Source organism: Ruegeria atlantica, assembly GCF_013032505.1.
Lineage (GTDB): Bacteria > Pseudomonadota > Alphaproteobacteria > Rhodobacterales > Rhodobacteraceae > Ruegeria > Ruegeria atlantica_F.
On the sequence record NZ_WQCG01000001.1, the window covers coordinates 746598 to 772575 of the forward strand.

Annotated in this window: 22 protein-coding genes and 2 tRNA genes; 13 read left to right on the plus strand and 11 right to left on the minus strand. The window is 56.6% G+C overall.

Features of this window, described 5'->3' with window-relative positions:
- Entirely contained in the window at nt 1–600 is a 600-nt protein-coding gene (locus tag GOW92_RS03705; RefSeq protein ID WP_170558104.1) for a TadE/TadG family type IV pilus assembly protein, read from the plus strand.
- Here GOW92_RS03705 and GOW92_RS03710 read toward each other — a convergent pair.
- A complete protein-coding gene (locus tag GOW92_RS03710; RefSeq protein WP_170558106.1) occupies nt 569–1063 on the minus strand; it encodes a hypothetical protein in 495 nt (164 codons plus the stop codon). The genes GOW92_RS03705 and GOW92_RS03710 overlap by 32 nt on opposite strands.
- Nucleotides 1064–1221: 158 nt before the next feature.
- Here GOW92_RS03710 and GOW92_RS03715 point away from each other — a divergent pair, with 158 nt between their 5' ends.
- Nucleotides 1222–2133 (plus strand): pirin family protein, encoded by a 912-nt coding sequence (locus tag GOW92_RS03715; protein WP_170558108.1) that lies wholly within the window; start codon nt 1222–1224, stop codon nt 2131–2133.
- A 14-nt stretch (nt 2134–2147) separates the two neighbouring features.
- Here the strand turns inward: GOW92_RS03715 and GOW92_RS03720 are convergent, their stop codons facing one another.
- On the minus strand, nt 2148–2735 hold the full coding sequence (locus GOW92_RS03720) for a TetR/AcrR family transcriptional regulator (RefSeq protein WP_170558110.1): 588 nt from the start codon (nt 2733–2735) through the stop codon (nt 2148–2150).
- Nucleotides 2736–2834: 99 nt separating this feature from the next.
- Here GOW92_RS03720 and GOW92_RS03725 point away from each other — a divergent pair, with 99 nt between their 5' ends.
- The 6 genes from GOW92_RS03725 to GOW92_RS03750 all read left to right on the plus strand — a co-directional run bounded on the left by GOW92_RS03725 (nt 2835) and on the right by GOW92_RS03750 (nt 7654).
- Nucleotides 2835–3083 (plus strand): hypothetical protein, encoded by a 249-nt coding sequence (locus GOW92_RS03725; RefSeq protein WP_170558112.1) that lies wholly within the window; start codon nt 2835–2837, stop codon nt 3081–3083.
- Nucleotides 3084–3210: 127 nt separating this feature from the next.
- Nucleotides 3211–4497, plus strand: a complete 1287-nt coding sequence (locus GOW92_RS03730; RefSeq protein WP_170558114.1) for a homoserine dehydrogenase — start codon at nt 3211–3213, stop codon at nt 4495–4497.
- Nucleotides 4498–4567: 70 nt separating this feature from the next.
- Nucleotides 4568–5551, plus strand: coding sequence for a class II fructose-bisphosphatase (gene glpX / locus GOW92_RS03735; protein WP_170558116.1), 984 nt, complete (start codon nt 4568–4570; stop codon nt 5549–5551).
- Between the two features lie 89 nt (nt 5552–5640).
- Nucleotides 5641–7383 carry a single-stranded-DNA-specific exonuclease RecJ gene (gene recJ / locus GOW92_RS03740; protein WP_170558117.1) on the plus strand — a complete coding sequence of 581 codons (1743 nt, stop codon included), beginning with the start codon at nt 5641–5643 and terminating at the stop codon, nt 7381–7383.
- A gap of 97 nt (nt 7384–7480) precedes the next feature.
- Nucleotides 7481–7555 (plus strand) — tRNA-Glu (locus tag GOW92_RS03745).
- Nucleotides 7556–7579: 24 nt separating this feature from the next.
- Nucleotides 7580–7654, plus strand: a tRNA-Glu gene (locus tag GOW92_RS03750).
- Nucleotides 7655–7664: 10 nt separating this feature from the next.
- Here the strand turns inward: GOW92_RS03750 and GOW92_RS03755 are convergent.
- The 8 genes from GOW92_RS03755 to GOW92_RS03790 form a co-directional block, all read right to left on the minus strand.
- Nucleotides 7665–9506, minus strand: coding sequence for a V-type ATP synthase subunit A (locus GOW92_RS03755; protein WP_170558119.1), 1842 nt, complete (start codon nt 9504–9506; stop codon nt 7665–7667).
- Nucleotides 9503–10195, minus strand: coding sequence for a hypothetical protein (locus GOW92_RS03760; protein ID WP_170558121.1), 693 nt, complete (start codon nt 10193–10195; stop codon nt 9503–9505). Before GOW92_RS03760 ends, GOW92_RS03755 begins: the two co-directional genes overlap by 4 nt.
- Before the next feature lies 1 nt (nt 10196).
- Nucleotides 10197–10874, minus strand: coding sequence for a hypothetical protein (locus GOW92_RS03765; protein ID WP_170558123.1), 678 nt, complete (start codon nt 10872–10874; stop codon nt 10197–10199).
- Nucleotides 10874–11317, minus strand: a complete 444-nt coding sequence (locus GOW92_RS03770) for an ATP synthase subunit C (RefSeq protein WP_050602715.1) — start codon at nt 11315–11317, stop codon at nt 10874–10876. The genes GOW92_RS03765 and GOW92_RS03770 overlap by 1 nt, the downstream gene beginning before the upstream one ends.
- Entirely contained in the window at nt 11314–13110 is a 1797-nt protein-coding gene (locus GOW92_RS03775) for a V-type ATP synthase subunit I (protein WP_170558125.1), read from the minus strand. The genes GOW92_RS03770 and GOW92_RS03775 overlap by 4 nt, the downstream gene beginning before the upstream one ends.
- A complete protein-coding gene (locus GOW92_RS03780) occupies nt 13107–13712 on the minus strand; it encodes a V-type ATP synthase subunit D (RefSeq protein ID WP_170558127.1) in 606 nt (201 codons plus the stop codon). The genes GOW92_RS03775 and GOW92_RS03780 overlap by 4 nt, the downstream gene beginning before the upstream one ends.
- Nucleotides 13690–15051, minus strand: a complete 1362-nt coding sequence (locus tag GOW92_RS03785; protein ID WP_170558129.1) for a V-type ATP synthase subunit B — start codon at nt 15049–15051, stop codon at nt 13690–13692. The genes GOW92_RS03780 and GOW92_RS03785 overlap by 23 nt, the downstream gene beginning before the upstream one ends.
- Nucleotides 15052–15241: 190 nt before the next feature.
- Nucleotides 15242–16645, minus strand: coding sequence for an MATE family efflux transporter (locus GOW92_RS03790; RefSeq protein ID WP_170558131.1), 1404 nt, complete (start codon nt 16643–16645; stop codon nt 15242–15244).
- Nucleotides 16646–16910: 265 nt separating this feature from the next.
- On the opposite strand from GOW92_RS03790, the gene GOW92_RS03795 reads away from it, so the two are divergent.
- The 5 genes from GOW92_RS03795 (at nt 16911) to GOW92_RS03815 (ending at nt 22754) form a co-directional block, all read left to right on the plus strand.
- Nucleotides 16911–18323 (plus strand): GMC oxidoreductase, encoded by a 1413-nt coding sequence (locus GOW92_RS03795; protein ID WP_170558133.1) that lies wholly within the window; start codon nt 16911–16913, stop codon nt 18321–18323.
- Complete coding sequence (locus GOW92_RS03800; RefSeq protein WP_170558135.1) at nt 18320–18751, plus strand: hypothetical protein; 432 nt, start codon at nt 18320–18322, stop codon at nt 18749–18751. The genes GOW92_RS03795 and GOW92_RS03800 overlap by 4 nt, the downstream gene beginning before the upstream one ends.
- Nucleotides 18752–18925: 174 nt before the next feature.
- Nucleotides 18926–20848: a DUF3604 domain-containing protein gene (locus GOW92_RS03805; protein WP_170558137.1), complete on the plus strand. Its 1923-nt coding sequence runs from the start codon at nt 18926–18928 to the stop codon at nt 20846–20848.
- Nucleotides 20849–20925: 77 nt separating this feature from the next.
- Nucleotides 20926–21756: a peptidyl-prolyl cis-trans isomerase gene (locus GOW92_RS03810; protein WP_170558139.1), complete on the plus strand. Its 831-nt coding sequence runs from the start codon at nt 20926–20928 to the stop codon at nt 21754–21756.
- Nucleotides 21753–22754 carry a HupE/UreJ family protein gene (locus GOW92_RS03815; RefSeq protein ID WP_170558141.1) on the plus strand — a complete coding sequence of 334 codons (1002 nt, stop codon included), beginning with the start codon at nt 21753–21755 and terminating at the stop codon, nt 22752–22754. Before GOW92_RS03810 ends, GOW92_RS03815 begins: the two co-directional genes overlap by 4 nt.
- A gap of 12 nt (nt 22755–22766) precedes the next feature.
- On the opposite strand, the gene GOW92_RS03820 is transcribed toward GOW92_RS03815, so the two are convergent.
- Nucleotides 22767–25871, minus strand: coding sequence for an ATP-binding protein (locus GOW92_RS03820; RefSeq protein ID WP_170558143.1), 3105 nt, complete (start codon nt 25869–25871; stop codon nt 22767–22769).
- Between the last annotated feature and the right edge of the window lie 107 nt (nt 25872–25978).

Here is a 25978-nt window from a genome sequence, read left to right on the forward strand (position 1 = left end):
ATGACGCGCCCCATTTCACGCATCCGTCACTTGATTGGCAATTTTTCTGGCGAGGAAAATGGCAACCTGTCCTTGGAGTCCGCTCTGATAATCCCAATGCTCGTATGGAGCGTCACACTTACGTATACGTATTTTGATGGTTTTGTCGAAAGCACGGCAAACCTGAAAGCTGCGTACACCGTCAGCGACTTGATTTCACGTGAGAGTGAGAATGAAATTACCGATACTTACGCGGAGTCCATGTATTCGATTTACAATCGTATGGTAAGAGACAATTCGACCCTAAAAATGCGTTTGAGCGTTATTCAGTACTTTGCCGAGGATGTAGATGCTGGCACGGAAGAGCGCTATAATGTGGAGTGGTCGACAGCTTGTGGGTTTGATGGCACCTGGACCAATGACAACCTTGATCCGCTAATTGAAAAGCTTCCGGCAATGGCCAATGCTGACTCCATGATCATTGTGGAAACGACAAAACCCTATGTGCCAATTTTGGACACCGATTGGCTGGACAGAGATCATACTTTCGAAAATTTCATTTTCACGCGCCCGCGTTTTGTTCCAATCGTCAAAGGGGACGTTTCTGCTCAGTTTTGTTAGCAGGATGCAGCAGTGGGTGTAGCATCTGGAGCATGAATTTGGTTTCGGCGGCTGTGGTCAGGCCGCCTATGCCAATCCGGCGACCCAAGCGCCACCACAATCCCGGCGCCCAGCTCTTTTCTGCGCTTTCTTTTGTTTTCAACAAACATCCATTTGACGGCTTGAACGCAAAAACCCCCTGATCGACACCTTCAATATCCTCAACACGTGCAATCACCTGCCCTGACCCGGTCCGGATTTCAGTTTCCGTCAATTCGATCCAATCGCTGGTTGCAAGCCACATGCGATAGGCCAGCCAGAACGCCGACACACCAACAACCAGCAAAAAAATCAGCCAGACCGGTTCCGGTGGAGTTGTCAAAGCAACATAGATGACCAGCACCCCAACGGTCGACAGCATCCCCACTCCGATCCAACGTCTGGATGATGATGGCCGGACCGTGGCCAGAATTTCCTGTTGCATTGATGTCCCCTGCTCTGCTTCGATCGGGTTTAGCCGCTTTGCCCGACGAAAAACAGAGGGCAGCGGAATGCTAAATTACGCACAGCATCCGTGTTTGCACGCAAATTGACGCATATCACCGACAACATACATGATCGTCTCAACTTCAGGAGGCCATCATGTCCCTTAGACCAACATTGGAAACCCGCAAAGCCATGCCAACCATGGAAGGCGCAGGCGTCAAATTGCACCGGGCGTTTGGCTTTCAGGACCCGTCCGAGCTTGACCCGTTCTTGTTGTTCGACGATTTCCGCAATGAGCGCCCCGAGGATTACCAGCCAGGCTTCCCCTGGCATCCGCATCGCGGTATCGAGACCATCACCTATGTCCTATCCGGATCGGTCGAGCATGCGGATTCGCTGGGCAACACCGGCACTTTGGGCGCAGGCGATGTTCAGTGGATGACCGCAGGGTCCGGGATACTCCATCAGGAAATGCCTAAGGGAAATGGTGCAGGCCAAATGCACGGTTTTCAACTGTGGGGTAACCTGCCCTCGGATCAAAAGATGACCGCGCCCCGCTATCAGGATGTCCAAAGCAAGGAGATACCCGAGATCACTGATGATGACGGCACCACCGTACGCGTCATAGTCGGAGAGTTCTGGGGTAAGACAGGTCCTGTGGACGGCATTGCTGCCGATCCGCAATATCTGGACGTGCAGATTCCGGCTGGTGTGGAAAAGACCTTTCGCATCGACACCTACCGCCGGGCGTTTGCCTATATCTTCCAGGGGCAGGCAGCCTTTGCAGACGCTTCGCAACCTACCGGCATACTTCTGGAAAAAGAGGTTGCAGGACAAGAGGTCAACATCCGCGACCTGTCCGGTGATCGCACTCTGGTTCGGTTCGGAACCGGTGATGAGGTCACAGTCCAGGCCGGTCCAGAAGGTGTTCGGTTTCTGTTAATCTCGGGCGCGCCGATAGATGAGCCTGTTGCTTGGCACGGACCAATTGTAATGAACACGCAGGCCGAACTGGAACAAGCGTTTAAAGAATTGCGCAACGGCACATTCATTCGCGCAGCGCACTGAAAAAGAAATGCTGGTCAGGCAGTTACGGCGCGCCTGACCATATCCCAATAGACCTGCTCGACCTCATCCAGCGACAATCGACCGCCAGCGCGATACCATGTCATAACACCGTTCAGCATGGCGATCACGGCCAGGGTCGCGATCTTGGTATCGGCAACCGAGAACAGCCCAGCCTGCTGACCGTCCCGCAAGATAGCTTCAAGCGAATCCTCATAGGCCCTGCGCAGACCCTCGATCTCAGAGAAGTTTTCTGGCGACAGGTTTCGCAGTTCCATATATGCGATGAAGACCTCGTCCGGTCTCTCCATATGAAACCGTATGTGAAATCCCACAAAGCGGCGCAGCGCAGCCTCTGCATCGGCCTGCTTTTCAAGCTCATCGTATGCGGCCAACAGATCCTGCATATGGTCATGCATCAGGCGATAAAGCAGGCTTTGTTTGTCTGGCGTATAGTTATACAGAGCACCCGCTTGCACGCCCACCTCCTTCGCGATCTGGCGCATGGACACGGCGGCATAGCCATGCCGGGCGAATAGTCCCAGCGCAGCCTCACGAATGCGCGGGCCGGTGATATCTGAATGGGAACCTTGGGTACGTGCCATGTGCTCACCGTATATGAACGTATGTTCATATAGAACCCCGCTTGAACGACGGCAGTAAAAGGTGCATCACAGTCTAAGTCGTTATTGAAAGGGTTCGTTATGAAGCCTCTGCCATTGTTGGTCCTGCTTCTGACTTGCGCAGCCTGCACGGACTTTCCGGAATTGGAAGGACGCGAGCAGCCAAATGTGCGCTCAGCGAAATATCCTAAACTGATCCCGATTCAGGACATTCTGGGCCCACCAATAGATCCCGTCAGCGAGGCCGCCGAGGTTGAAGAAGATCTGACCGCGCGCAGCGAGGCACTGGCCAAAAAGGCCGAAGCACTACAGAACGCACAGATCAACTGACCTTTCACATTTCAAACGCTTGTTACCGCTGTCTCGGATTGCGCCCCGACGCTGAACCCGTTAAGGCACCAATGAACGGGCAAACAGCCCGAAACCAAGGACATTCGAGCGGAAAGGAACCCACGGGATGACACAGGCGCTGCGGCTGGGAATTGCGGGCTTGGGAACGGTTGGCGTGGGTGTCGTGCGGATCGTGCGCCGCCATGCGGACCTGCTGCAGGCGCGTACAGGTCGCGCCATCGAAATCACCGCTGTTTCCGCACGGGATGCCAACAAAGACCGTGGCGTGAACCTTTCAGAATATGCTTGGGAGACGGATCCGGTCGCACTGGCGCAACGTGACGATGTGGATGTCTTTGTTGAACTGATGGGCGGCGAAAACGGCGCTGCCAAAGCGTCGGTCGAGGCCGCGCTGGCCGCTGGCAAGGATGTGGTGACTGCGAACAAGGCACTGCTCGCCATTCACGGTCAGGAACTGGCTGAGCAAGCCGAGGCCGCAGGCCGTGTCATCCGTTTCGAAGCGGCCGTTGCGGGCGGTATCCCCGTGATCAAATCTCTGACTGAAGGTCTGGCTGGGAACGAGATCACCCGCGTCATGGGCGTGATGAACGGCACCTGCAACTATATCCTGACGCGGATGCAATCGCAGGAGTTGGGCTATAACGCACTATTCGAAGAATGCGCGGAACTGGGCTATCTCGAAGCCGATCCGAACCTGGACGTTGGCGGTATCGACGCGGCACACAAGTTGGCGCTATTGTCTTCGATCGCCTTTGGCACCAAACCGAATTTTGATGGCATCCAGATCGAAGGTATCCAGCATATCAGTCTGGACGATATTCATCAGGCAGCCGACATGGGCTATCGTATCAAGCTGCTGGGCGTCGCTCAGCGCTCGGCGCGCGGTCTGGAACAGCGGATGCAGCCCTGCCTTGTCCCCAGCGGCTCGCCTCTGGGTCAGCTAGAAGGTGGCACCAATATGGTGGTTATCGAAGGCGACGCCGTCGAACAGGTTGTTCTGCGCGGCCCTGGCGCAGGTGAAGGTCCGACGGCCAGCGCAGTGATGGGCGACGTCTGCGATCTGGCGCGGGGGCTGCAAATCCCAACCTTTGGCCGTCCCGCCACGACACTGGAAGAGGCAAAACCTGCCATAACCGGCCTGCCCGCCCCATACTACCTGCGCCTTGCACTGTTCGACAAACCGGGTGCTCTGGCGAAAGTGGCGGCTATCCTGGGTGATGCAGGTGTCTCAATCGATCGAATGCGCCAGTACGGGCACACCGAAGCCACCGCGCCGGTTCTGATTGTTACGCACAAGGCCACACGTGCCACGCTGGATGTCGCTTTGGAAGGCCTCCGGACGACCGATGTCGTGTCGGGTGAGCCCGTTGCACTGCGGATTGAAGAGGTTTGACCCTTGCGGCCTGCACAAAACGCAGGCTATGCCCGATGAAACGCCTTTATTGACCTGAGGATACGAAAAAATGAGCGCTGCCAAAATCGATTTCAACGACCGCCTGTTGTCTCTGGGCCTTGCGCGGGTCGCAGAACAGGCCGCTCTGGCCTCGGCCTCGCTGGTCGGACGCGGTGACGAAAAGGCTGCGGATCAGGCGGCTGTGAACGCGATGCGAGAACAACTGAACCTTCTGGACATCGCAGGAGTCGTTGTAATCGGCGAAGGTGAACGCGACGAGGCACCGATGTTGTACATCGGCGAAGAAGTGGGCACCGGAAACGGCCCCGGCGTGGACATCGCGCTGGACCCGCTTGAGGGCACCACACTGACCGCCAAGGACATGCCGAACGCGTTGACCGTGATCGCGATGGGCCCGCGCGGCTCGATGCTGCACGCGCCAGACGTCTACATGGACAAGCTGGCCATCGGTCCGGGCTTTCCCGAGGGCGTAGTGAACCTGGACATGAGCCCACGCGAACGCGTTGAGGCGCTGGCCAAAGCCAAAGGCTGTGAACCGGCCGACATCACCGTCTGCATTCTGGAACGCCCCCGCCACGATGCAATGATCGCCGAAGTGCGCGAAACCGGTGCCTCGATCCGCCTGATCACGGACGGTGACGTGGCCGGCGTCATGCACTGTGCCGAAAGCGAAGAGACCGGCATCGATATGTACATGGGTCAAGGTGGAGCGCCCGAGGGCGTTCTGGCCGCCGCTGCACTGAAATGCATGGGTGGTCAGATCTTTGGCCGACTGCTGTTCCGCAACGATGACGAACGCGGCCGCGCTGCCAAGGCGGGCATCACCGATCTAGACCGCGTTTACGCGCGCGATGAGATGGTGACTGCCGACGTGATCTTTGCCGCGACAGGCGTGACTGGTGGCTCGCTGTTGCCGCGCATCAAACGCCAACCAGGCTGGGTCGAAACCACAACCTTGCTGATGCGGTCGAAGACTGGTTCGGTGCGCCGTATGTCCTACCGCACACCGACCTGGCCGCATGACAACGCCTGATGGCTTGAACCTTTGCCCATGGCAGAGGTATCGATAGATAGAATGAGGCCGGGTCCGAGAGGGTCCGGCCTTAGCATATGAGGGCAGGCATGAGCTTTTTAGGGGTTGAGCAATCACTGACCGGGCGGCGTTGGATCGGACCGGGCGCCGAGGTCGAACGGGCGACCGAAATGCTGGTGCAACAGACGGGCCTGCCCCGCGCCGTGTGCCAGGTTTTGGCGAGACGCGGCGTGCCGCCAATGGAGGCGCAGAGCTTTCTGGACCCAAAGCTGAAGGAATCGCTGCCTGACCCACGATCCATGAAAGATATGGAAAAGGCGGCAACACGCTTTTTGGAAGCCGTGCGAAACAAGCAGCGGATTGCGGTATTTGCCGACTATGACGTCGACGGTGGCAGCTCGGCGGCTTTGCTGTTGGTCTGGCTGCGCCAGATGGGACTACAAGCGACGCTGTATGTGCCGGACCGGATTGATGAAGGATATGGACCGAACGTACCCGCAATGCAGGAACTGGCGGTCTCACATGACCTGATCATCTGTGTGGACTGCGGAACGCTTAGCCATGAACCGATTGCGGCTGCAAAAGCCGCAGATGTCATTGTGCTGGATCACCACCTTGGTGGTGAAACGCTGCCCGACTGTGTCGCGGTGGTGAACCCGAACCGACAGGATGAAAGCGGCGACCTGGGTTATTTCTGCGCCGCTGCCGTAGTGTTTTTGATGCTGGTCGAAGCCGGCCGGCAATTGCGAGAAGCAGGCGCTAAAGGCCCGGACCTGATCGGATTTCTGGACCTTGTGGCTTTGGCAACCGTTGCGGATGTCGCCCCGCTGATCGACGCGAACCGGGCACTGGTCCGGCAGGGCCTGAAGGTCATGGCGCAACGGCAACGACCGGGGCTGGTCGCATTGTCGGATGTAGCGCGCATGGATTCGGCCCCAACCAGCTATCACCTCGGGTTTTTGCTGGGACCGCGCGTGAATGCGGGCGGACGGATCGGTCAAGCAGATCTGGGCGCGCGCCTGCTCAGCACGGATTCGATGACCGAAGCCGAAGCGCTGTCTCAAAGGTTGAACGAACTGAACACGGAACGTCGCGATATCGAAAACGCGGTGCGTGCGGCAGCTCTGGAGCAGGCTGAGGAGCGTGGACTGGACGCGCCTTTGGTCTGGGCGGCAGGCGAAGGGTGGCACCCCGGCGTTGTCGGGATCGTTGCGTCCCGCCTTAAGGAAAACGCTAACCGACCGGCCATTGTAGTCGGCTTTGATGGGGATGAAGGCAAAGGCTCGGGCCGGTCGGTTTCGGGCGTGGATTTGGGGGCGTCGATCCAACGGTTGGCTGCTGAGGGCCTCTTGGTCAAAGGAGGCGGTCACAAGATGGCGGCCGGTTTGACAGTCATGCGCGATCAGTTGGAACCAGCCATGGAACGGTTGAGCGAATTGCTCGCCAAACAAGGTGCGGGTCAAGGCGGACCAGCAGACCTGAAGCTCGACGGTGCCCTGATGCCGGGCGCAGCCTCGGTCGATTTGATCGAACAGATCGAAAAAGCCGGACCATTTGGGGCCAGCGCCCCTGCTCCGCGTTATGCGATGCCGGACATGCAGGTGCGCTTTGCCAAGCGCGTTGGGGAGTCACATCTAAAGCTATCTCTGTCCGACGGGATGGGCGGGGGGTTAGACGCGATCGCATTCGGCGCCTTCGACGGAGCGATGGGCGAACGGCTGTCTAACCATGGAGGCGCACGGTTCCATTTCGCCGGACGGCTTGAAGTAAACACGTGGGGCGGACGGCAAAGCGTCCAGTTGAGGTTGGAGGACGCGGCAGAAGCAAACTGAGCCCGTTTCAACCCCCTCAAAAAAGTTTCACATCCCTGCGTTTTTCGGCTTGCGGGGGTCAGAGGTAAACCGTAAAAGGCCCTCCACAAGCCAGCGTGGCCCGTTCGTCTATCGGTTAGGACGCCAGGTTTTCAACCTGGAAAGAGGGGTTCGATTCCCCTACGGGCTACCACTTGTGCTTGTGCCATTGGCAGATGGCCCGTTCGTCTATCGGTTAGGACGCCAGGTTTTCAACCTGGAAAGAGGGGTTCGATTCCCCTACGGGCTACCACCTCCCTAACTTACACCCCAAATTTTTCGCGGCAAAGATCCTGAATCTGCCCCCACAGCGATTTGAATTCCGGTGTATTTTCCGCAGCATAGTGGAAATTCTTCATCAAACCGGTAAGCTGTGTAAAGACTTGACGCACTTCACCCTTGTCCGCAAATTCCGCGGTCGATTGCGTGACATCGTAGACGAGTTTGAACGTCATCTTCTGACGCTCCAGCGGAACGGTGGCATCCACCTTGTCGAATGCGTCCTGCTGCAGATAAACCATGTCCACAAACAGGCCCTTTTGCTGGGTCACGAAATCCTCGATCGTGACGCCCTCCTCACCAGTGACCTGCATCATCTGGTCGACCTGCTCGCCTTTTTCGATCAGCGCCAGCAGATCGCGCACCTTGCCTGTCCAACCAGCCTCGGCGTTCTTGTCATACCAATCCGACAGCTGATCGGTGTAGCGCGACCAGCTGAGCAGTGGATCGACGGCGGGATAGAACCGTTTGTAAGCTCGTTCCGAGGACAACCCAAGAAAGCACTTCACCGTTGACAGCGTCGACTGAGTCACCGGTTCGTCAAAATTGCCACCCGCTGGTGACACTGTGCCAATCAACGTCAGGCTACCCAGATCGCCATCGTTTGTTTTCAGCGCCCCAGCACGCTCGTACAGGCCCTTGATCGAGCTCTCCAGATAGGCAGGAAAACCCTCTTCACCCGGAATTTCCTCCAGCTTGCCTGAAGTCTCGCGCATGGCCTGCGCCCAGCGGCTAGTACTGTCCGCGATCAGCAAAACATCATACCCCATCTGACGGTAGTATTCGCCCAGCGTGATGCCGGTGAAAATCGACGCCTCGCGGGCCGCAACGGGCATGGAAGAGGTGTTGCAAATGATGATCGTCCGATCCATCAGACTGCCGCCCGACATCGGATCGGTCATCTTGGGGAATTCGTGTATCGTTTCAACAACCTCGCCCGCGCGTTCACCACAGGCAACGACGATCACGATATCCACTTTGGAGTTCCGCGCGATAAGGTTTTGAAGCACGGTCTTACCCGCACCGAACGGGCCGGGAATACAGGCCGTACCACCACGCGCGATGGGAAAGAATGTATCAATCAGGCGTTGCGAGGTCAGCACAGGTTCAGTCGGGTACAAGCGTTCGGACGAGGCACGTTTCAGAACCGTTTCAGGCAAGGGCCGCCGAACTGGCCACTTCTGACAAAGCGTCAGTGTGTGTTCACCCCCCTGCTCGTCTTCAAGTCGGGCAACAATCTCATGGATCGACGCGGCGCCTTTCTGAACCCAAACGACCTTGTATTCGCCAACCCAATTGAAGGGCAGCATAATTTTATGGGTGAACCGGCCTTCCGGAACAGTTCCGATGCTGTCGCCTGCCGTGACTGTATCTCCGACCTTAACCGAGGGTGTGAAGGACCATTTCGCCTGATCGTCCAACGGTGCAACATCGGCCCCCCGCGGCAAGAAGGTTCCAAATTCGGAAGCAACTTTGGGCAAAGGCGATTGTAGGCCGTCAAATACCTGACCCAGTAGCCCCGGCCCAAGCTCTACGGATAGCAACTGACCCGATTGTTCCACCGGATCGCCAACGGCCACGCCGTCTGTGCTTTCATACACTTGTACATCAGCTGTGTCTCCGCGCACGCGCAGCACCTCGGCTTTGAGCCGTTCCTGACGCCCGCCTGGTCCAGCACGGGTCGGCAGGATGAACACCACCTCGTTCTTGACCAGTTGCCCGGGAACTCCGGCTGCATCGTGGTTGGCCTGAATCTGCACCAGCCCTTCCTGGACCGAGACGACACGGGCGGTTGCGGTTTGAACCGGGGGTGTTTGGGCAGTCATGCGCTTACTCTCTCAAAATCGAATTCTGCGACATTGGCCATGGCCTGCTGGGCCAGCTTCTCAAATCTTGTGGCTGCGTCCTGAGCGTTGCTTTGCGCCCATCGATCAAAAATGTTCCAGATCAGGACGTATATCGCCACGGCCTCAAAATCGAACAGGTGGCGGGCGGCGTATCGTTTCAGTTGCTTGTGGCTGACCGACAGCAACAGCCGTTCCAGACCCAAAGGATCCTCGGCTTCTAACAGTTGACGCGCGTCCTTGATCCACGGCATCGGCACCGAAAGTCGGAAATCCGGGTCCCCCCAGTTGGCTGGAATATGGCGGCTCCAACGTCCAATGCCGTACGCTCCCGAGGGCGGATTGCCTCCACGCGCGCGCAGGCGCAGTGCAGCAACTACAGTGCGCAAGTCCATCCGCTCAAGGAACAGTCTACGCAAGGTTGGTTGCGGAATTTTGCCCAACGCCTGATTGCATCGCTCTACCGCCTGCGTATCCGTGACATCCATGTCATATGCGCTCCAGTTCAGCGCCTGCTCCAACACTTTCAGAACACGCGCATCCTCAGTCGTAAGCGCGGTCAGGCGGCGATCCAGCCGCAGCCGTGACAAGGGTGGCTGCTTGGCCACAAACAGCCGTTCAGATCCCGGCAGGCTGCTGATCAGCGCGATATAGGCGTCAGGGTCTGACATCTCAGCGGATCACACCTTCCAGCACGGCACGGAACCGCGGCTGAAGATGCTCCATCAGCAGTGAGGCGACCGCCTTGTCCGTCAGGTCCAGCACAACGCCCTGATCTTCGGCCCGAACGCGGATACCATCTTGGTTGTCGTCCGATGCATGCAGCTCTACCTGTTCGCGCAACATGTCAGCTGTCAGCCCAAGAACATATTTGGTCAGCTTGCCAGACTGAATGTCATCCGCGTTCTGCTTGATGTCTTCCTGCGTCGCGACTTTGGCAGGCAGAATGACCTGGACCTTGCCATCCAGATTGACGCCATCAGCCTCTCGACCGACAACCTCCAAAATCATCTGTTTCAGCAATTTCGGGTCAGCCATTTCCTTGGTCACCAGACGTTCAACATCTTCGCGAAACCGGTCGGTCAATCCACCTTTCATGGTCAGAACTGCATCACGCATGGCGGTATTCAGCGCCTCTTCCCCCGCCGCGCGATATTTGTCGGAATCGCTGCGCGCCTTTTTCTGATAGTCGTCCGCTTCGCGTTTCGCGTCAGCCAAGATTTTGGCGGCTTCGGCCTTGGCTTCTGCCCGCAGTTTTTCTGCGTCAGCCTGACCAGCCGCCACGCCATCATTTCGGAGCTTATCGATCAGGGCATCCACGCCGTGTGAAATCATGCCATCCTGCGCCATCAGCTGATCCCCGCGCTGATCACCAGAGCAAAGACAAAGGCAAAGACGCCGAACCCTTCGATGATCGCCGCCGGAGCCAGCGCAAGGCCAAAGATCTCGGGCTTTTCCTTGGTGGCGTTGATCGCCGCAGCACAGGCCCGACCCTGCCAGATCCCGCAATACATCAATGCGATGCCCGACAGGATACCTATCCCGAACAAGCCGCCCGCGTTTTCGGGTGTCACATCTCGGTTCAAGGTAAACATGATGACGATGCCGTAAATCACCATGGTCGACGGAAAGGCCGATACGCCAACAAAGCGCCCATAGCCGCCTTCAGTTTCGGTCATAGCGCCAATACTGGCCATGCCAGCGATGGAGCATCCGATCGCGCTGGAGGCCGCGCCCAACGCCATAGGCGCGTAAATGCCTAACCAACCCAATGTCAAAACAAGCTCATTCATTCCTGAACCTCCTTGCGGGCGAACGGGCGAAAGACAACGCCTTCGTCCGGCAGACCCCATTTAAAGAATTCGATGTAATTGAGACGTAATCCGTGGACGACACCGCTCATCATGGCGAGGGCGAAGTTGAGAATATGGCCGATAATCAGGATCAGCAGGGCAAACAGAACGCCCAGCCCCTTGAGGGATTGCATCACTGACCCTGCCAGATCGTTAAAAGTGATCGCCAACGAGGCCGAGGCCAGCCCAAGTGCAAACAGCCGCATGTAGCTAAGCACATCGCCAAATGCACCCATCGCCCCGGCAAGGCTTTGCAGCCCTTCGATCAGACGCCATAGCCAGTCGGTAGGTTTCTTGATGGCCCGCTCGCTTGAGAACCAGACGATGGCCAGAACCCCGACCCCCATCAGCAGCGCTCCGGGCACCGGAGAATTGCCCTTCATGTAACTGAGCCACAGGACAAATCCCCCGATCAACGCGGCGATCCAGCCAAGGTTGGCAATAGCCTTTCGGCGGCCCCAAGCCGCGTGGGCGGCAAGCGCATTGGCCAGCACCAGATGCAACACACCAACGACAATCGAAACCATCATCATCGCGCCGAAATTGTTGAGGTCGAGCACTTGGAGCTTGGCCCAGATTGATCCGTCTGCCGGCGACACGCCGAAATAGCTGCCAACCAATACGCCATAAAGGATCGTCGCCCCCGAGATGATCACGCCAAAGCGTCGCCAGGAACGCTCATGTGGCGTGCGATCAAGGCGTTTCCAAAACAACAAAAGCCCCGCCAAGATAATTGCCCCGTACCCGGCATCGGCAACGATCATTGCAAAGAAGATCGCGAACGATACGGCGACGATGACACTGGGGTCCCAATCCTTGTAACCCGGCACTTGATAAAACAGCGCCAAGTCTACAGCAGCACTGCGCTTTTCTGGTTGTTCTAACAAGGTAGGTGGGCTGTCTTCAGGGCCAGGTTCTTCGATCAGCAAAGCGGCATCCTTGGCGTTTGCCATGTCCAGAACCGCGTCTATACGATCCTCGGGCACCCAGCCCTGAAGGGCAAACATCGCCTCTTCGTCGCGCACCTTTTGCGTAGCATGGGCCAGCTCAGCCGCACTTTCGGCAACCGACAGGTTCCGGCGCATCAGTGTCAGGTATCGGGTCTGCGCGACGCGCTCAGCCTCAAGCGCTTCGATGGCGATCTCAGCCTCTTCCAGTTGCGCCTCAAGCTCGTGAATGGGCAGCGATCCTGTGTGCGTGCGCGGGACTGGCAGGATATCGTCATCCGGCTCATTCGGGTCGATCAGTACGGCATAGATGAACCTATGGTCCTGCTCGAGTATAGCCCTGGGCATATCCAGGGCTTCCAACGCATCGCGATACTTCAGGGGCAGTTGATAAAACCATAACCGGTTCCCCGCCAACACATCGTCGGGTGGAAAATCCAGGTCACCCCAGGGGCGAACCTGCGCGATCCGGTTGGCCAGAAAATCCCTTTGGTCCGTCATGTCACGGGTCCGTTGCATCAGGTCCAGCACATCCTTGACGAACTGCTCCATGTCAAAACCGGGGTCGCGCTGTATCTGGCGGCGCGGTTCGGGCACGTCATGCAGGAATCGCAACGCCTTATAGGCGTCCCGCGCACCGCGCTCGCTGATCTTTTCCGGTTCAGAGGGCGGCGGGGCCAGCGGCAGGACGTGCATGCATCCCAATTCCTGCAGCGCCTCAAGCGTTTCGGTCTTTTGATCTGCTCGCCCGACCAGTGACAGTTTCTTGAGCCTCGCGACACTCACGACACAGCCTCCTGCGCATGCTTGCGTTTCGAAATTTTCGAACGGACTACGGCCTGCATCTGCTCATCGCTCAGATAGATGCGGATTTTCTTGATGTTGGCCCTGGCGCGCGGGATCAGGACCTTTTCAAACAGGTTGACACGCTGGGTGATCGTGGCGACGGCCTTGTCGAAAATCTTCACCCTCTCTTCGGCCACATTAACCCGAAGACGCGCCTCGATCATATCGTGCAGCAGTCGGGCTGCAGCATCGACCCAGTGGGGCTTGGCCAGATAAGAGTACGGGCGCACCGTGACCTCGATCCGGTCCAACGCAGGCATCTTTACGCCCACGACGTTGACCTCTTTGACTTTGTAGTCTTTCAGCTCGACCAACCCGTCCAGATCGATGCCTTGCTGCGCCAGCATCGGCAGTTTTTCTCCAACCTTTTGCGCCAGTTCCTGCACCTCATCCTGAAGGCGCTGCACATCTTCGCGCGCTTTCGCGCGCTCGGCCATCAATTGCTGACGCTTAAGATCCAGCGATGGCAGGAACCGCTCATAGCTTTTCAGCTGCGTCTGCTCGCGTGCGAGCGAAGATTTATTCAGCTGCAACCGCGCCATCGGCATCCTTTGGGAAATATTTGTCGATCAGGGTTTGCTTCATCAGCAATTGCTCGGGCGCGAAGCACTCCGCCAGAGTTTTCCAGCCCAGATCCAGCGCATCTTCGAGCGGGATCGAAACGTTGATGTCCATGAAGCGCGCTTTGAACAAAGCACCGAACTTCAGCAACTGGTGGTCATAGTCCGAAAGGTCGAACGCCATCGCCTGTTTCTGCGCGGCGTCTCGGCTTTCGGAATAGAACCGGATCATGGTGTTCATGATCTGACTGTGGTCCTCACGCGTGGTTTTGCCGATCACGTTCTGCTTGAGTCGCGACAGGCTGCCGAACGGGTCAATCACGCCCGAATGCAGATAGATCTGCCCCTCGGTGATATAGCCCGTGTTATCCGGCACAGGATGGGTCACGTCGTTACCGGGCATCGTCGTCACGGTCAGCACAGTGACCGATCCGCCCTTGGCATAATCACAGGCTTTTTCGTACCGGCGGGCCAATTGGGAATAGAGGTCACCCATATAACCACGCTGCGACGGCACGCGTTCCTGGCTGATCCCAACCTCTTTCATCGCATCGGCATAGGCGGTCATATCGGTCAGCAGGACCAGAACGCGCTTGCCTTCTTCCACCGCGAATTTTTCGGCCACGGCCAGCGCCATATCGGGTACCAGCAGCCGTTCGACCAGCGGATCCATCGCCTGGTTGACGAACATCACCGTGCGGGAAAATACGCCTGCATCCTCGAAGGACGTCCTGAAAGTAAAGTAGTCGTCAAAGATCAACCCCAGCCCGCCAAACACCACGATATCCGCGTCCGCCTGAATACCAATTCTGCTGAGGAACGCGTTGAATGGCTCACCCGAGACGGAAAAAATCGGGATTTTCTGACTTTCGACCAACGTGTTGAACACGTCGATCATCGGCACATCCGTTCGGATCATCTTGTTGGGAACGGCGCGTTCCGCAGGGTTCACGGTCGGCCCACCGATATCCACGCGCGGCTCAGACGACAGGTCAGGCCCACCATCAATAGATACACCCGCGCCGTCAAAAACGCGGCCCAATATATTCTGTGAATATGGCGTCTGCATCGGATGGCCAAGGAACGTCGCCGTCGCCTCGGTCGAGATGCCCTTGGTGCCGGAAAACACCTGCAGGGTGACAACGTCTCGGTCAATGAAAATCGCCTGCGCCAGTGTCTTGTGGCCGTCCACGGTTTCGATCACGGCCAGATCGTTGAAACGCACCGCTGCGTCGGTCGATCCGTCCAGAGGCACCCTGACTTTGATCGTGTCTCCGACAATCTCAAGAACACGCGTGTACTTCAAAAGACTTCCGGACATTGCTCATCCTCGGTCGTTAAAGATGTTTTTTAAATCAACGCCCCGAAAACCTTAGGCGTTTTCTGCAATCATAAGCTTAGCTTACAACGAATTCATGCATTGGCAAATGATGATATCTTAGCTGCAACAAAGGAGATGAAAGCCGCCTGTGGCGACCAAACCCCCAGGTTTCAAAGCGTTCCGGATTGGCTCACCACCCCCTGCGCCCGAACAGCGATTGCAGCCGGCTTTGCCCGGCAAAAGGATCGACCTTCGTGGGCTTCGTCAAACCTGAAACAACCCGGCGAACCAATACCCAGCAGATAACCGCAAAAATCACGCCACCCAGCGCCTGCCCCAACAACACTCCCGGAGCCCCAGCAAGATAGGCCCCAGCTACTGCAAAAGGCCAGGTGCCCAGCGTATGGCGACCCCAGTTTACCCATGTCGAATAAATGGGATAGCCAAGGTTGTTGAAGCTGGCATTGGCGACAAAGATCACCCCGTTGAAAAAGGACGCAAGGGCCAGCGGCCCGCAGAACAGATAGATCAGCGCCCGCGTCTCGCCCTGGGCCTGAAACAAATCAGCAATGGGTGCGCGCAGTACAAACAGTACAGTTGCCATCAAAACCACATAGACGGCAGTGAACTTCACTCCGGCCAAAAACGCGCCCTTCACCCGATCGTATTGCCCTGCCCCAAAATTCTGCCCAACAATCGGTCCTATTGCCCCGGACAGCGCAAACACGACCGAAAAAGCGACAGGCATCAGGCGCCCAATCACGGCCATGCCAGCCACGGCATCCGTTCCGAACTGCGCAACCTCCCGGATGACTATGGCGTTGCCGACAGGCGTCGCGACATTGGTCAGAACCGCCGGTATTGCAATCGCGCGCACCGGTTGGAGGTCTTCTTTCACCTGCCTCAGCGAGGGCCGCGAAAACCCACGATGCACCCGTACGGCAGGCCGAACCGCTGCAACTAACATGCAAATACGCGCAATAACCGAGGCAATCGCCGCGCCATCCAAACCAAGTCCAACAGCGAAAATCAGGATCGGATCCAGCACTGCATTCGCAAGCCCACCGTAAATGGTGGCCTGCATTGACCGGCGCGCATCACCATGAGCGCGTAGTACGGCCATACCTGTCATGGCCGCAGCCATCACCCACATGGTTGGCAGAATGATGCTGACATATCGTGCCGCGAGATTCAGAACCTCTCCCTGCGCGCCCAACAGCGACAGCAGAAACTTGATATTAATCATGACGATAGCAGACACTATCAATCCCATCAGTATACCAATAACCCCAACACTCGTTCCGAATTGGCGGGCTTTTTCAGGACGCCCGGCTCCCAATTCGCGCGCGACAAGGGCACCGGCTGCGATCGAAAGCCCCACATTGATCGAGTTGGTAAAAAACAAAAGCGTGCCAGCATAGCCGACGGCAGCGGCTAGCGCGTCGTTGCCCAGCATCGAGATGAACACCATGTCCACAAAATCTACTGCAAAGATCGCCATCAGACCGATGCTGGTGGTCAACGACATACGCGTCACATGCCGCATTAAGCTGCCCGTCAAAAAGACAGCCATGCCCGTTGATTGTTGTGTCATTGGCTGATCCGTCTCTTGGTCCTCCTAAACAACCTGCCCGTGATCGGACCCGGGCAGCAACCTCAAACTGCATCTGCGCGCGCCGGAGTCGCCCAATGTTTATTCAATTTGCGAATTAGGCCGCCTTTTCCCATCAATGATCATAGCCCTATCGGCCAGTTGACTTGCGTGCGGCCATTTTCATGCCATACTATGCAGGATTGTTATTCTACGCTGATTTTCAGCCCCTTGTTTGTTTGATGAGTAAAAAGGTCAACCTGTTGTCATGCAACGCGTATCTTTAGACGAAGCCAGCTCTCGTGAATGGGACGTGATAATCGCAGGATCCAGTTTCTCAGCGATGTTCTTCGGTCATGGGCTTCCGCCGGACCTGAATGTGTTGTTCGTCGAAAAGGGCGGTGAATACACACATTCGGACCAGATCGAAAACGGCCCCGCGGTTCAAGAAGCTTTTACACAACGAAACACGTCCGGGCTGAAAAAAAATTGGCTCGCCTACACTCTACTTGGTGGAAACTCGAATTACTGGTGGGGCAATGTACCAAGGTTCCATCCAAACGACTTTGCCCTGAACAGCAAGTTTGGTGTCGGTATTGACTGGCCTATTAGTTACGATGATCTCGAACCTTATTGGGAACGTGTCGAAGATATCATCGAAGTTGCCGGCGGTCAGTCACAGGATATTCTTCCACGCAGAAAGCCATTTCCCTACCCCGCACATACTCCTTCGCGTGCTGATGCTGCTTTACAGGAATCTTCGCCTCTATGGGTACCTGCATCCAACGCGACGTCAAACGGCGGTTCACGACCAACGTGCTGTGCAAACGGGGTATGTCGGACGTGTCCTATCGACTCCAAATTTACCGTATTGAACAGTTTCGACAAACTCACCCATCCTGGTTCGCACTACCTACTTGGTACCGAAGTGAGGGCGGTGGATATCGAAGGCGGACGCGCACGCGGTATTCGCGTCAAAAGTAACGATGGCAACGAAGTGCGCCTTCGAGCCGACACAGTTGCGCTGGGTACCAATGCAATATTCAACGCAGCCATTTTGAAACGCTCGGACGTTCGCAATGACGCGCTAGGACGGTACCTTCACGAACAAGCGGCAGTGAAAGTCCTAGTGGACACAGCCAACATAAAGGCTTTTTTTGGTGGCACATCGGAAACCGGACTTGGCTATCATTTTTACCATGACGTAGATCGCAGAACGTCCGCAGCGGTTCTCATCGAAACAATAAACGCACCTGTATCGATCCGAAAAGAACCCGGCAAATGGGCAAACCGTATTAACCTGCGCCTGGCAGTTGAAGATCTTCCCAGCGCCGAGAACCGCGTCATTTTGGAAGATGATGAACCAGTCATCGAATGGACCGGGTATTCCGACTATGCCAAACGCGGTATTGAGCGAGTAAAGACCGGTCTGCCCGAGATAATCCCGGACACAATCGAATATCTGTCGTTTTCTGACATTTTGCCATCTGACGCTCATATCCAGGGCACACATCGGATGGGCATTTCCGCAGAGGATTCAGTTGTTGACGACAGGCTACGCCTGCATTCTGCACCCAATGTCTTTGTTCTTGGATCGGGTGCTTTCCCAACCTGCTCACCCGCCAATCCGTCACTGACCATCTCGGCGCTGGCGCTTCGCGCATCGGAGGCGGTTGCATGAAACTTTCTCGTCGCAAAGTTATGGCATTGGGTGCCGGCATTGTCGGCGCCGGCCTGGCATATCGGGCGATCAAGGGGCACGGTATCGCAGGACATGCGCTGGAGGTGATCCGCGACGTCTATGGCCCCGAGATCGCAAATGATCCGGCGGCCCATGAGTTTGCGCAGGCCTACGAGGATTTCGTTCTTGAAAAGGGCACGCAGGGTCAGGTGCTTGATCTGGTGTATTGGTCCGGCCTTCAGGACGCTCCTTTTGTCAGCAAGAAACTCAGCCGGATTGACGACAGCATCATCGACAAGTTTGCGACATCAACAAATGTGATCCTTGCTACCGAACTGGGCAAACCACTGGAATTCGTTGCCCTGTTTGACCCTTTTCAAAACACTTGCCAGAACCAATTGGGTGCGCAGGGTTATTCAGTGGCGTGATCGCGCCACCATCAATTGGCTATTCACGCATTCCTAACCCGAAACAGGCATTCCGTCGCAATGGATTTAACCGAACGTTTGAAAAACACTACAAAATATCACTCAATACATTATAAGAAGTGAATATACTAAATTCACTATGTACGGCTGGCTCGAAGACCTGGGGAGGTTTCAATGCTTCGATTTTCCACTTGTTTGATCACTTTGCTAACACTGCCCGCGCTCGTTTGGGCGGACGCTGTCCCCAGCAAAGAGGCTGCCGAAGGCACCTTCCCTGACAGCCCCTACTCGCCCTACGCCAACCGATCCTTTCCCGAACGACCCCTTTGGGGGGATACTCACCTGCACACCGGTTTGTCGCTGGATGCGGGCGCATTCGGCAACACTCTGTTGCCCGACGACGCATGGCGTTTTGCAAAGGGAGAGCAGGTTATTTCGTCAACTGGCCAGCCTGTCAGACTGGCGCGTCCCTTGGATTGGATGGTATTGACCGATCACACGGACCTCATGGGTTTTGCACCCGATCTGCAGGCAGGCAAGCCCGGTGTGCTGGCGGACCCAAAAGGTCTGGAATGGTACGAGGGATACAAAGCTGGTGGTGAAGACGCGGCCAAAGCGGCATTTGATATCATCACCAACTTTTCCCAGATGACCCTGCCCGAGATTTTGCTGGAATCCTACAGCCCCGGCGCGGATGCTTTTGCGTTTACATGGGAACAGATCGTACTGGCCGCCGAACGTCACAATGACCCCGGCAACTTTACCGCATTCATTGGATTCGAATGGACCTCGGTTCCCAAAGGGTTCAACCTGCATCGCAACGTCATGCTGCGCGACGGCCCAATTCGGGCGCTGCAAGTTGTGCCGCCCGTTACCCAGCCCCCTTATGGCGACACCGACCCCAAGGCGCTGTACACTTGGCTTGAGGAGTACGAAGCCAAAACCGGTGGTCGCGCCGTAGCGTTCGCCCATAACGGAAACCTGTCAAACGGCTGGATGTTCCCGACCGAAGATACCTACCACGGTGGCAAGGTCGACGAAGAATACGTTCAGAAACGCGCAAAGTGGGAGCCCCACTACGAAGTCACACAGATCAAGGGCGACGGCGAAGCGCACCCGTTCCTCAGTCCCGATGACCCGTTCGCCGATTATGAGAACTGGGATGTGGGAAACCTCGATATCACCGAGCTCAAAACCGATGACATGCTGGCTGGTGAATACGCCCGCGAGGCACTGAAACGCGGGCTGGCGCTAGAGGAAAAATTCGGTGTTAACCCCTATAAGTTCGGCATGGGCGGTGCGACGGACAGCCATACCTCGCTGGCCACAGCGGAAGAGGATAACTATTTCGGCAAATCCGTCAGCGCCGAGCCCTCTCCCACACGCGTGCTGCATCCGTTTGTTGAAAGTGACCTGGGCGCATTCGAAGGACACACACTTGTCGCCTCTGGGTACACTGCGGTTTGGGCTACGGAAAACACCCGGTCGGCCATTTTTGATGCATTCAAGCGGCGTGAAACCTATGCCACCACTGGTCCGCGGATCGGGTTGCGTTTCTTTGGCGGCTGGGACTTTCAGGACGACGATCTTTTGACACGGTTTGTGGCGGATGTGGGCTATACCAAAGGCGTCCCCATGGGCGGCGACCTGCGCCCGCGCGAGGGGGACGGCGCGCCTTCGTTTCTGATCGGCGCGCTACGTGACCCGGTCGGTGCCAACCTGGACCGTGTTCAGGTGGTGAAGGGCTGGCTGGATGCAGAGGGCGAGTTGCAGGAAAAATTGTTTAATGTTGCCTGGTCTGATGACCGCGCGTTGGACGCAGCTGGCAACCTGCCCGAAGTCGGCAACACCGTTGATCTGGAAACCGCAAGCTGGAGCAACACGATCGGTGCATCCGAACTGCTGACCATCTGGACCGACCCGGAGTTCGACCCCGGGCAGCGGGCTTTCTACTACGTTCGGGTGTTGGAAATCCCGACACCGCGCTGGGTTTTGTACGACAAACTACGGTTTGGCCTGGACCTGCCGGAAGAGGCGCAGTTGGTGCATCAGGAACGCGCATATTCCTCACCAATCTGGTACACCCCTAGCGAGTAACCGCATTTTGCTTTTAAGATTTCACCGGGCGGCCCACCCCGCCCGGTGAACTTTTCTACACAATGTCGGGTGCGCGCATGCGAATTCTAAGAGAGCCTTTGTTTCACTTTATTCTGATCGGGGTGGCTATTTTCGGCTGGTTTGCGTGGGTTTCACCCCAAGAGGAAATTGTCGAAATTACCGATACGATCACAATTGACAGTGATGATGTGGCCCTATTGGAAAACCGCTTCCAAAACAGCTGGAACCGCCCGCCGACGGAAGACGAACTAAAGGCCCTTGTCGATGCAACCGTTCGAGAGGAAGTGCTGGTGCGCGAAGCACGCAAGCTGGGTCTGGATCAGGGGGATCAGGTCATCCGTGCACGCCTGGCGCAAAAAATGGATTTTCTGACCGAGGCAATCGCGGCTTCGGTCGAACCCGAGCCCCAGGTTTTGCAGTCCTTTCTGGAGGAAAACCCCGAACGGTTCACCACCCCGCCAAAGATCGCTTTTGATCAAGTCTATCTCGGCGAGAACCCAGGATCCGAGGCCATCGAAAGTGCAATCGAGGCTGCAAATACCAGTCAGGACTGGAGCGAAATCGGATGGACAACCTTGCTACCAAAGTCGATGCCACTGACGACGCTGCGCGTGGTGGATGCAAACTTTGGCGCAGGATTTTCGTCCGCTCTGGATGATTTGGAACCGGGCAATTGGTCCGGCCCGGTGCAATCCGCATATGGTATCCACATCGTTCGTGTGACGGAAACTCAAGAACCGGTTTTGCCAAATCTCGAAGAGATCCGGGACGCCGTTGTACTGGAATGGCGGCGTGAGGCAGGCTCGGAACTGGCACAGGCGCAATATGAAAGTCTGGCTTCGAATTATCAGGTCGAAACTCCCGGCATGGACACGGCAGCCGAATGAAGCAGCTCTCTTTCCTTTTGCTCTCCGGCTGGCTGATGCTCGCGGCACAAACAGGATATGCGCACGCTCTTGACCCCGGTTATCTGGACCTGCGGCAATTGACGACCAACACATGGCAAGTCCTTTGGCGCAAACCCGATGTGAACGGCAGCCCCATGGATATCGATGCTGTTTTGCCCGCCCAATGTACCCAACGCCGGGGACTAGATCCACAGTCTGACGGCGCGGCATGGATTGCGACCTGGGTCGTGGATTGCGAGGGCGGTATTGCCGGGCAAACCATAGTCATTGATGGATTGGAGCAGCAGCGCAATGACGTTCTGCTGCGCATCCAGCCCATCTCGTCCGAACCATCGACTTTTCGTTTTACACCCGACACCCCTGTTCTGACCATTCCTGAGCGGCCATCGACCTGGTCGGTTCTGACCAGCTATTTCCGTCTTGGTTTCGAACACATTCTGGAGGGCTGGGATCACCTTCTGTTTGTCTTTGCTTTGTTCGTGCTGGTGCGCGACCCGTGGCGGTTAGTTGGGGCAGTCACGGCCTTTACCGTTGCACATTCGATCACGCTGGCGCTTGCAACGTTGGGTGTTCTGAATGTGCCCGGCCCTCCGGTCGAAGCCGTGATCGCTTTGTCGATCGTGTTCCTTGCGCTGGAAATCCTCAATCGAAAAGACGGAAAGCTGCGCTTGTCCGAACAATACCCTTGGATCGTCTGTTTTTGCTTTGGGCTGCTGCACGGGCTGGGTTTTGCCGGCGCGCTGGCCGATATTGGTGTTCCAACCGACGATATCGTCGCAGCGCTACTTGCCTTCAACGTCGGTGTCGAGGCTGGTCAACTTCTGTTCATTGCCGCCCTGTCGGCCCTGATCTTTGCCTCCCGCCTTGTGCTGCCAGCCTTGTTCCAGAAAGCCGGAGCAGTCGCCACCCCGGTCACCGGATACGCCATCGGTTGCGTGTCGATGTACTGGTTGGTTGAGCGTGTCAGCGGGTTTTGATTGGCATGATCGTTATTTCGCGGCCTCTTGCTGCTGTAAACGCGTTTCAACCCGATCCGTTTCGACCTGTGCCCAGCCTTCGTTTAACAAACTCTGGTGTTGGCGCGCCTCGCCCAACACCTGCTGCGCGCCTTTAGGATCACCGGCTTTCAATGTCAGCTCAGCGATAAGAGTCAAAAGGAATGGTTTGTAGTTCCCTGCGCCGCTGTTCCACCAGGCTTCCGCCGCCTGACGCATTGCGCTGATGTTGCCAAGTGTCGGCGCGTCATACGCAATCGCCCAACTGCGCCACAATTTGGCGGTGATCGTCATGAAGGCAAACGAGTGTTTCTCGGACACCTCTTCAAGCTGCAGCACCGACTTCAAAACATGATCCGGTTCACGACGCAAAACGTGCAGCATACACAAATAGGTCAGTGCTTGGGCGATACTGTGGGCGTGCTTAAGCCCTTTGGCTGCATCGACGGCCTTTCGCTGAATATCAACGGCTCGATCAGGTTCGCCTTTCAACCACAGAGCCATACTTAAGAAACAAGATGTTATAGCCGCGTGGTCAGATCCGTAGACATAAGCAAGCTGTGCGTGCACATCTGGACGGTAGAGGTCCAGAGCCCTCTCCAGGTGTTTATGCGCAGCCTCAAGATCACCGATATGCAGCAAGACGGCCCCCATCGCACGATGGGCGATCATGACATGATGCGCCTCGTCAGACTGATCTGCCAGGTCGAGGATTTGCCGGGCGGCGTCCTTTGCCAAATCGTACTCGGCGCGCACCAGATGGAATGAGTAAAGGCCGTTCAGAACAGGAAAAAGGTTCTCGGTTTCATCCAGCCGATTGCATAGTTTTCGAATCCGGGCGTAAACAGCGCCCGTTTCATTGGCGGCAATCCCGGCTGTTGAGCGGGTCACCCCTGCGCGAAGCACCTGAATCTCGACCTCTTTGCGGTCGCGTTCATCGGTGCTTTCCAACGTGTGCAACTGCTGAATCGCATATCCCAGCTGGGTCACCGCTTCGACGTTCGCGGATCGCTCGGCCGCGCGTTTACCTGCAAGATGCCATTGTTCGATGGCCTCACGGGGCATTGTCGCCATTGTGTAGTGGTGCGCCAGGACTTCCGGGCCAGCGTCGGCTTGACTACGCTTTCCATGGTGCAACGCCTCTGCCACACGGGCATGCAACCCACGGCGTTCGCTTTTCAGAAGGCTGTTATAGGCCGTGTCGCGAATAAGGGCGTGACGGTAGATAAATGTCTCTTCCGCCTTATCTCGCGTCACGGTGACAATGCCCGCGTCCACAAGCAGATCCAGACCCGCGCGCAGCGGCTTTTCTCCAAATCCTGACACACCGGAGATCAGTTGATAGGTGAAATGTGGGCCGATCACAGAACCGATTTGTGCGATCTCCTTGGCCGAACTCAAACGGTCCAAACGCGCCATCAACGCATCCTGCAACGTACTGGGTACCAAAGGCGCAGGACCAGGGGCGTCGTCCAAGCCAAACGCATTCGATCCATCGGCCAATTGACCAGACTCCAGCAGGTCTTTTGTGACTTCTTCGATGTAAAGCGGAACGCCATTCGTCCGGCCCGCGATTACCCCGAACATCTCGGGCGGAATCGGTTTTCCTCCGGCCACCTCATGAACAATTTCGCGTACCTGCACGAAATCCAACTGCTTGAGAGGGACATGGGTGACATTCGGCTGGGCAGTCCAATTCGGATCAAAGCCTGTCCGGTACGTCATGACGATCAGAACAGGGGCATCCTGAAGCCTGTCCACAATCCGGTCGAGCAGAGTTTTCGTCGTCGGGTCAATCCAATGCGCATCTTCGATGAGGCACAAGACCGGCTTTCGCCCTGCCTGGGCAATAAGCTGATCGATCAACATGTCCAGAGTCTGATCCATGACTTGCTGAGATGTCAGATCAAGGGGACCCAACTGGTTTTCGAATGGAATGGACAAAAGCCCTGCTGCCAGCTTCAGGCTGTGGTCGGGCGGATCCATCAGATGTTTGGCGATCTTTTTTAGCCGGTCGCTGTCTGAATCATCGCCACGCAGATCCGCTGCGTTTTCCAACTGGCGGATCACTGGGTAAAACGCGCTTGTTTCGTGATACGGAGAACACTGTAACCGCATTTGCACAGCCTCCGCCTTGGACACACTCAATCGAAGTTCTTCGATCAAACGGGATTTGCCGATACCCGCTTCGCCGGAAACCAAAGCAATCTGCCCCTGACCAGCACGGGCCAAAGCCCATTTGCCGCGAAGGGTATCGAATTCTACATCGCGACCAATCAAAGGGCTCAACGCGGTGCTGTCAGCAGTCATGAACCGGCTGATCGTCTTGCGCGTTCCGGTGACCTGCCAGGCCTCAACCTCTTTCGCGAAGCCCTTAAGCTTGAACGCGCCGCGCAGAACATAATTAAATGTATCGCCTGCCAATTGGTGCGTGGTCGGCGCGATAATCAGAGTGCCAGGATCGGCCATGGCCTGAAGGCGCGCCGCCAGGTTAGGTGTTTCGCCCATTGCGGTGCCGTCCTCGAACATGTTCTCGCCGCGCAAGTCACCGACAACCACCAACCCCGTCGCAATCCCGATCCGCACTTCAAGCTGTGCGTGGGTCTGGATTTTCGGCATTTCCTGAACAATCCTAAGACCCGCACGTATCGCGCGTTCGGGGTCGTCCTCATGCGCATGCGGAAAACCGAAAAAAACCATAATGCCGTCGCCGTAGTAACTTGCGATATGGCCATCGAACGCGGCCACGGCCGTCGCGCAGGTTTCCTTGAAAAGGCGCAGAACCTCGGCCAGATCCTCGGGATCCAGGCGCTGAGCGATCTCGGTCGACCCGACAAGATCAATGAACATGACGGTCAACTGCCGCCGCTCGGCGACGATTGTCGGGCTTAGTGTTGCATGCAATGAAGGTACGCTGGCGCCGCTTTGTTCGCGAACGGCCTTTGCGAACCGTCGTCGTGGCCCAAGAGGCAGGCCAATTTCAACAAGATCGTCTTCGGTCAGCTCAGGCAAATCCCCCACCACTATTTCATGGCGGGCGAAGGCGTCGGCGTATTTTGACAGGCCGTGTTTTTCCAGCCAGATCTGGATTTCAGACATGCATTCGCTTCATTTGCTCTATTCCAAGACAGGGGTCTTTCAGGCGAACCTTCCCTGATCTGGCCCAGTGTACCGGAAGTGGTGAATAAATGCAGCTTCATCAACGG

What these genes read in the sequence shown, in the direction of transcription:
- GOW92_RS03710 (WP_170558106.1), bottom strand. Translation starts at nt 1,063, where the DNA reads ATGCAACAGGAAATTCTGGCCACGGTCCGGCCATCATCATCCAGACGT.
- GOW92_RS03785 (WP_170558129.1), bottom strand. Translation starts at nt 15,051, where the DNA reads ATGTCCGGAAGTCTTTTGAAGTACACGCGTGTTCTTGAGATTGTCGGA.
- GOW92_RS03730 (WP_170558114.1), top strand. Translation starts at nt 3,211, where the DNA reads ATGACACAGGCGCTGCGGCTGGGAATTGCGGGCTTGGGAACGGTTGGC.
- GOW92_RS03705 (WP_170558104.1), top strand. Translation starts at nt 1, where the DNA reads ATGACGCGCCCCATTTCACGCATCCGTCACTTGATTGGCAATTTTTCT.
- GOW92_RS03790 (WP_170558131.1), bottom strand. Translation starts at nt 16,645, where the DNA reads ATGACACAACAATCAACGGGCATGGCTGTCTTTTTGACGGGCAGCTTA.
- GOW92_RS03715 (WP_170558108.1), top strand. Translation starts at nt 1,222, where the DNA reads ATGTCCCTTAGACCAACATTGGAAACCCGCAAAGCCATGCCAACCATG.
- GOW92_RS03800 (WP_170558135.1), top strand. Translation starts at nt 18,320, where the DNA reads ATGAAACTTTCTCGTCGCAAAGTTATGGCATTGGGTGCCGGCATTGTC.
- GOW92_RS03720 (WP_170558110.1), bottom strand. Translation starts at nt 2,735, where the DNA reads ATGGCACGTACCCAAGGTTCCCATTCAGATATCACCGGCCCGCGCATT.
- GOW92_RS03810 (WP_170558139.1), top strand. Translation starts at nt 20,926, where the DNA reads ATGCGAATTCTAAGAGAGCCTTTGTTTCACTTTATTCTGATCGGGGTG.
- recJ (WP_170558117.1), top strand. Translation starts at nt 5,641, where the DNA reads ATGAGCTTTTTAGGGGTTGAGCAATCACTGACCGGGCGGCGTTGGATC.
- GOW92_RS03795 (WP_170558133.1), top strand. Translation starts at nt 16,911, where the DNA reads ATGCAACGCGTATCTTTAGACGAAGCCAGCTCTCGTGAATGGGACGTG.
- GOW92_RS03765 (WP_170558123.1), bottom strand. Translation starts at nt 10,874, where the DNA reads ATGGCGCAGGATGGCATGATTTCACACGGCGTGGATGCCCTGATCGAT.
- GOW92_RS03805 (WP_170558137.1), top strand. Translation starts at nt 18,926, where the DNA reads ATGCTTCGATTTTCCACTTGTTTGATCACTTTGCTAACACTGCCCGCG.
- GOW92_RS03780 (WP_170558127.1), bottom strand. Translation starts at nt 13,712, where the DNA reads ATGGCGCGGTTGCAGCTGAATAAATCTTCGCTCGCACGCGAGCAGACG.
- GOW92_RS03755 (WP_170558119.1), bottom strand. Translation starts at nt 9,506, where the DNA reads ATGACTGCCCAAACACCCCCGGTTCAAACCGCAACCGCCCGTGTCGTC.
- GOW92_RS03770 (WP_050602715.1), bottom strand. Translation starts at nt 11,317, where the DNA reads ATGAATGAGCTTGTTTTGACATTGGGTTGGTTAGGCATTTACGCGCCT.
- glpX (WP_170558116.1), top strand. Translation starts at nt 4,568, where the DNA reads ATGAGCGCTGCCAAAATCGATTTCAACGACCGCCTGTTGTCTCTGGGC.
- GOW92_RS03815 (WP_170558141.1), top strand. Translation starts at nt 21,753, where the DNA reads ATGAAGCAGCTCTCTTTCCTTTTGCTCTCCGGCTGGCTGATGCTCGCG.
- GOW92_RS03760 (WP_170558121.1), bottom strand. Translation starts at nt 10,195, where the DNA reads ATGTCAGACCCTGACGCCTATATCGCGCTGATCAGCAGCCTGCCGGGA.
- GOW92_RS03820 (WP_170558143.1), bottom strand. Translation starts at nt 25,871, where the DNA reads ATGTCTGAAATCCAGATCTGGCTGGAAAAACACGGCCTGTCAAAATAC.
- GOW92_RS03725 (WP_170558112.1), top strand. Translation starts at nt 2,835, where the DNA reads ATGAAGCCTCTGCCATTGTTGGTCCTGCTTCTGACTTGCGCAGCCTGC.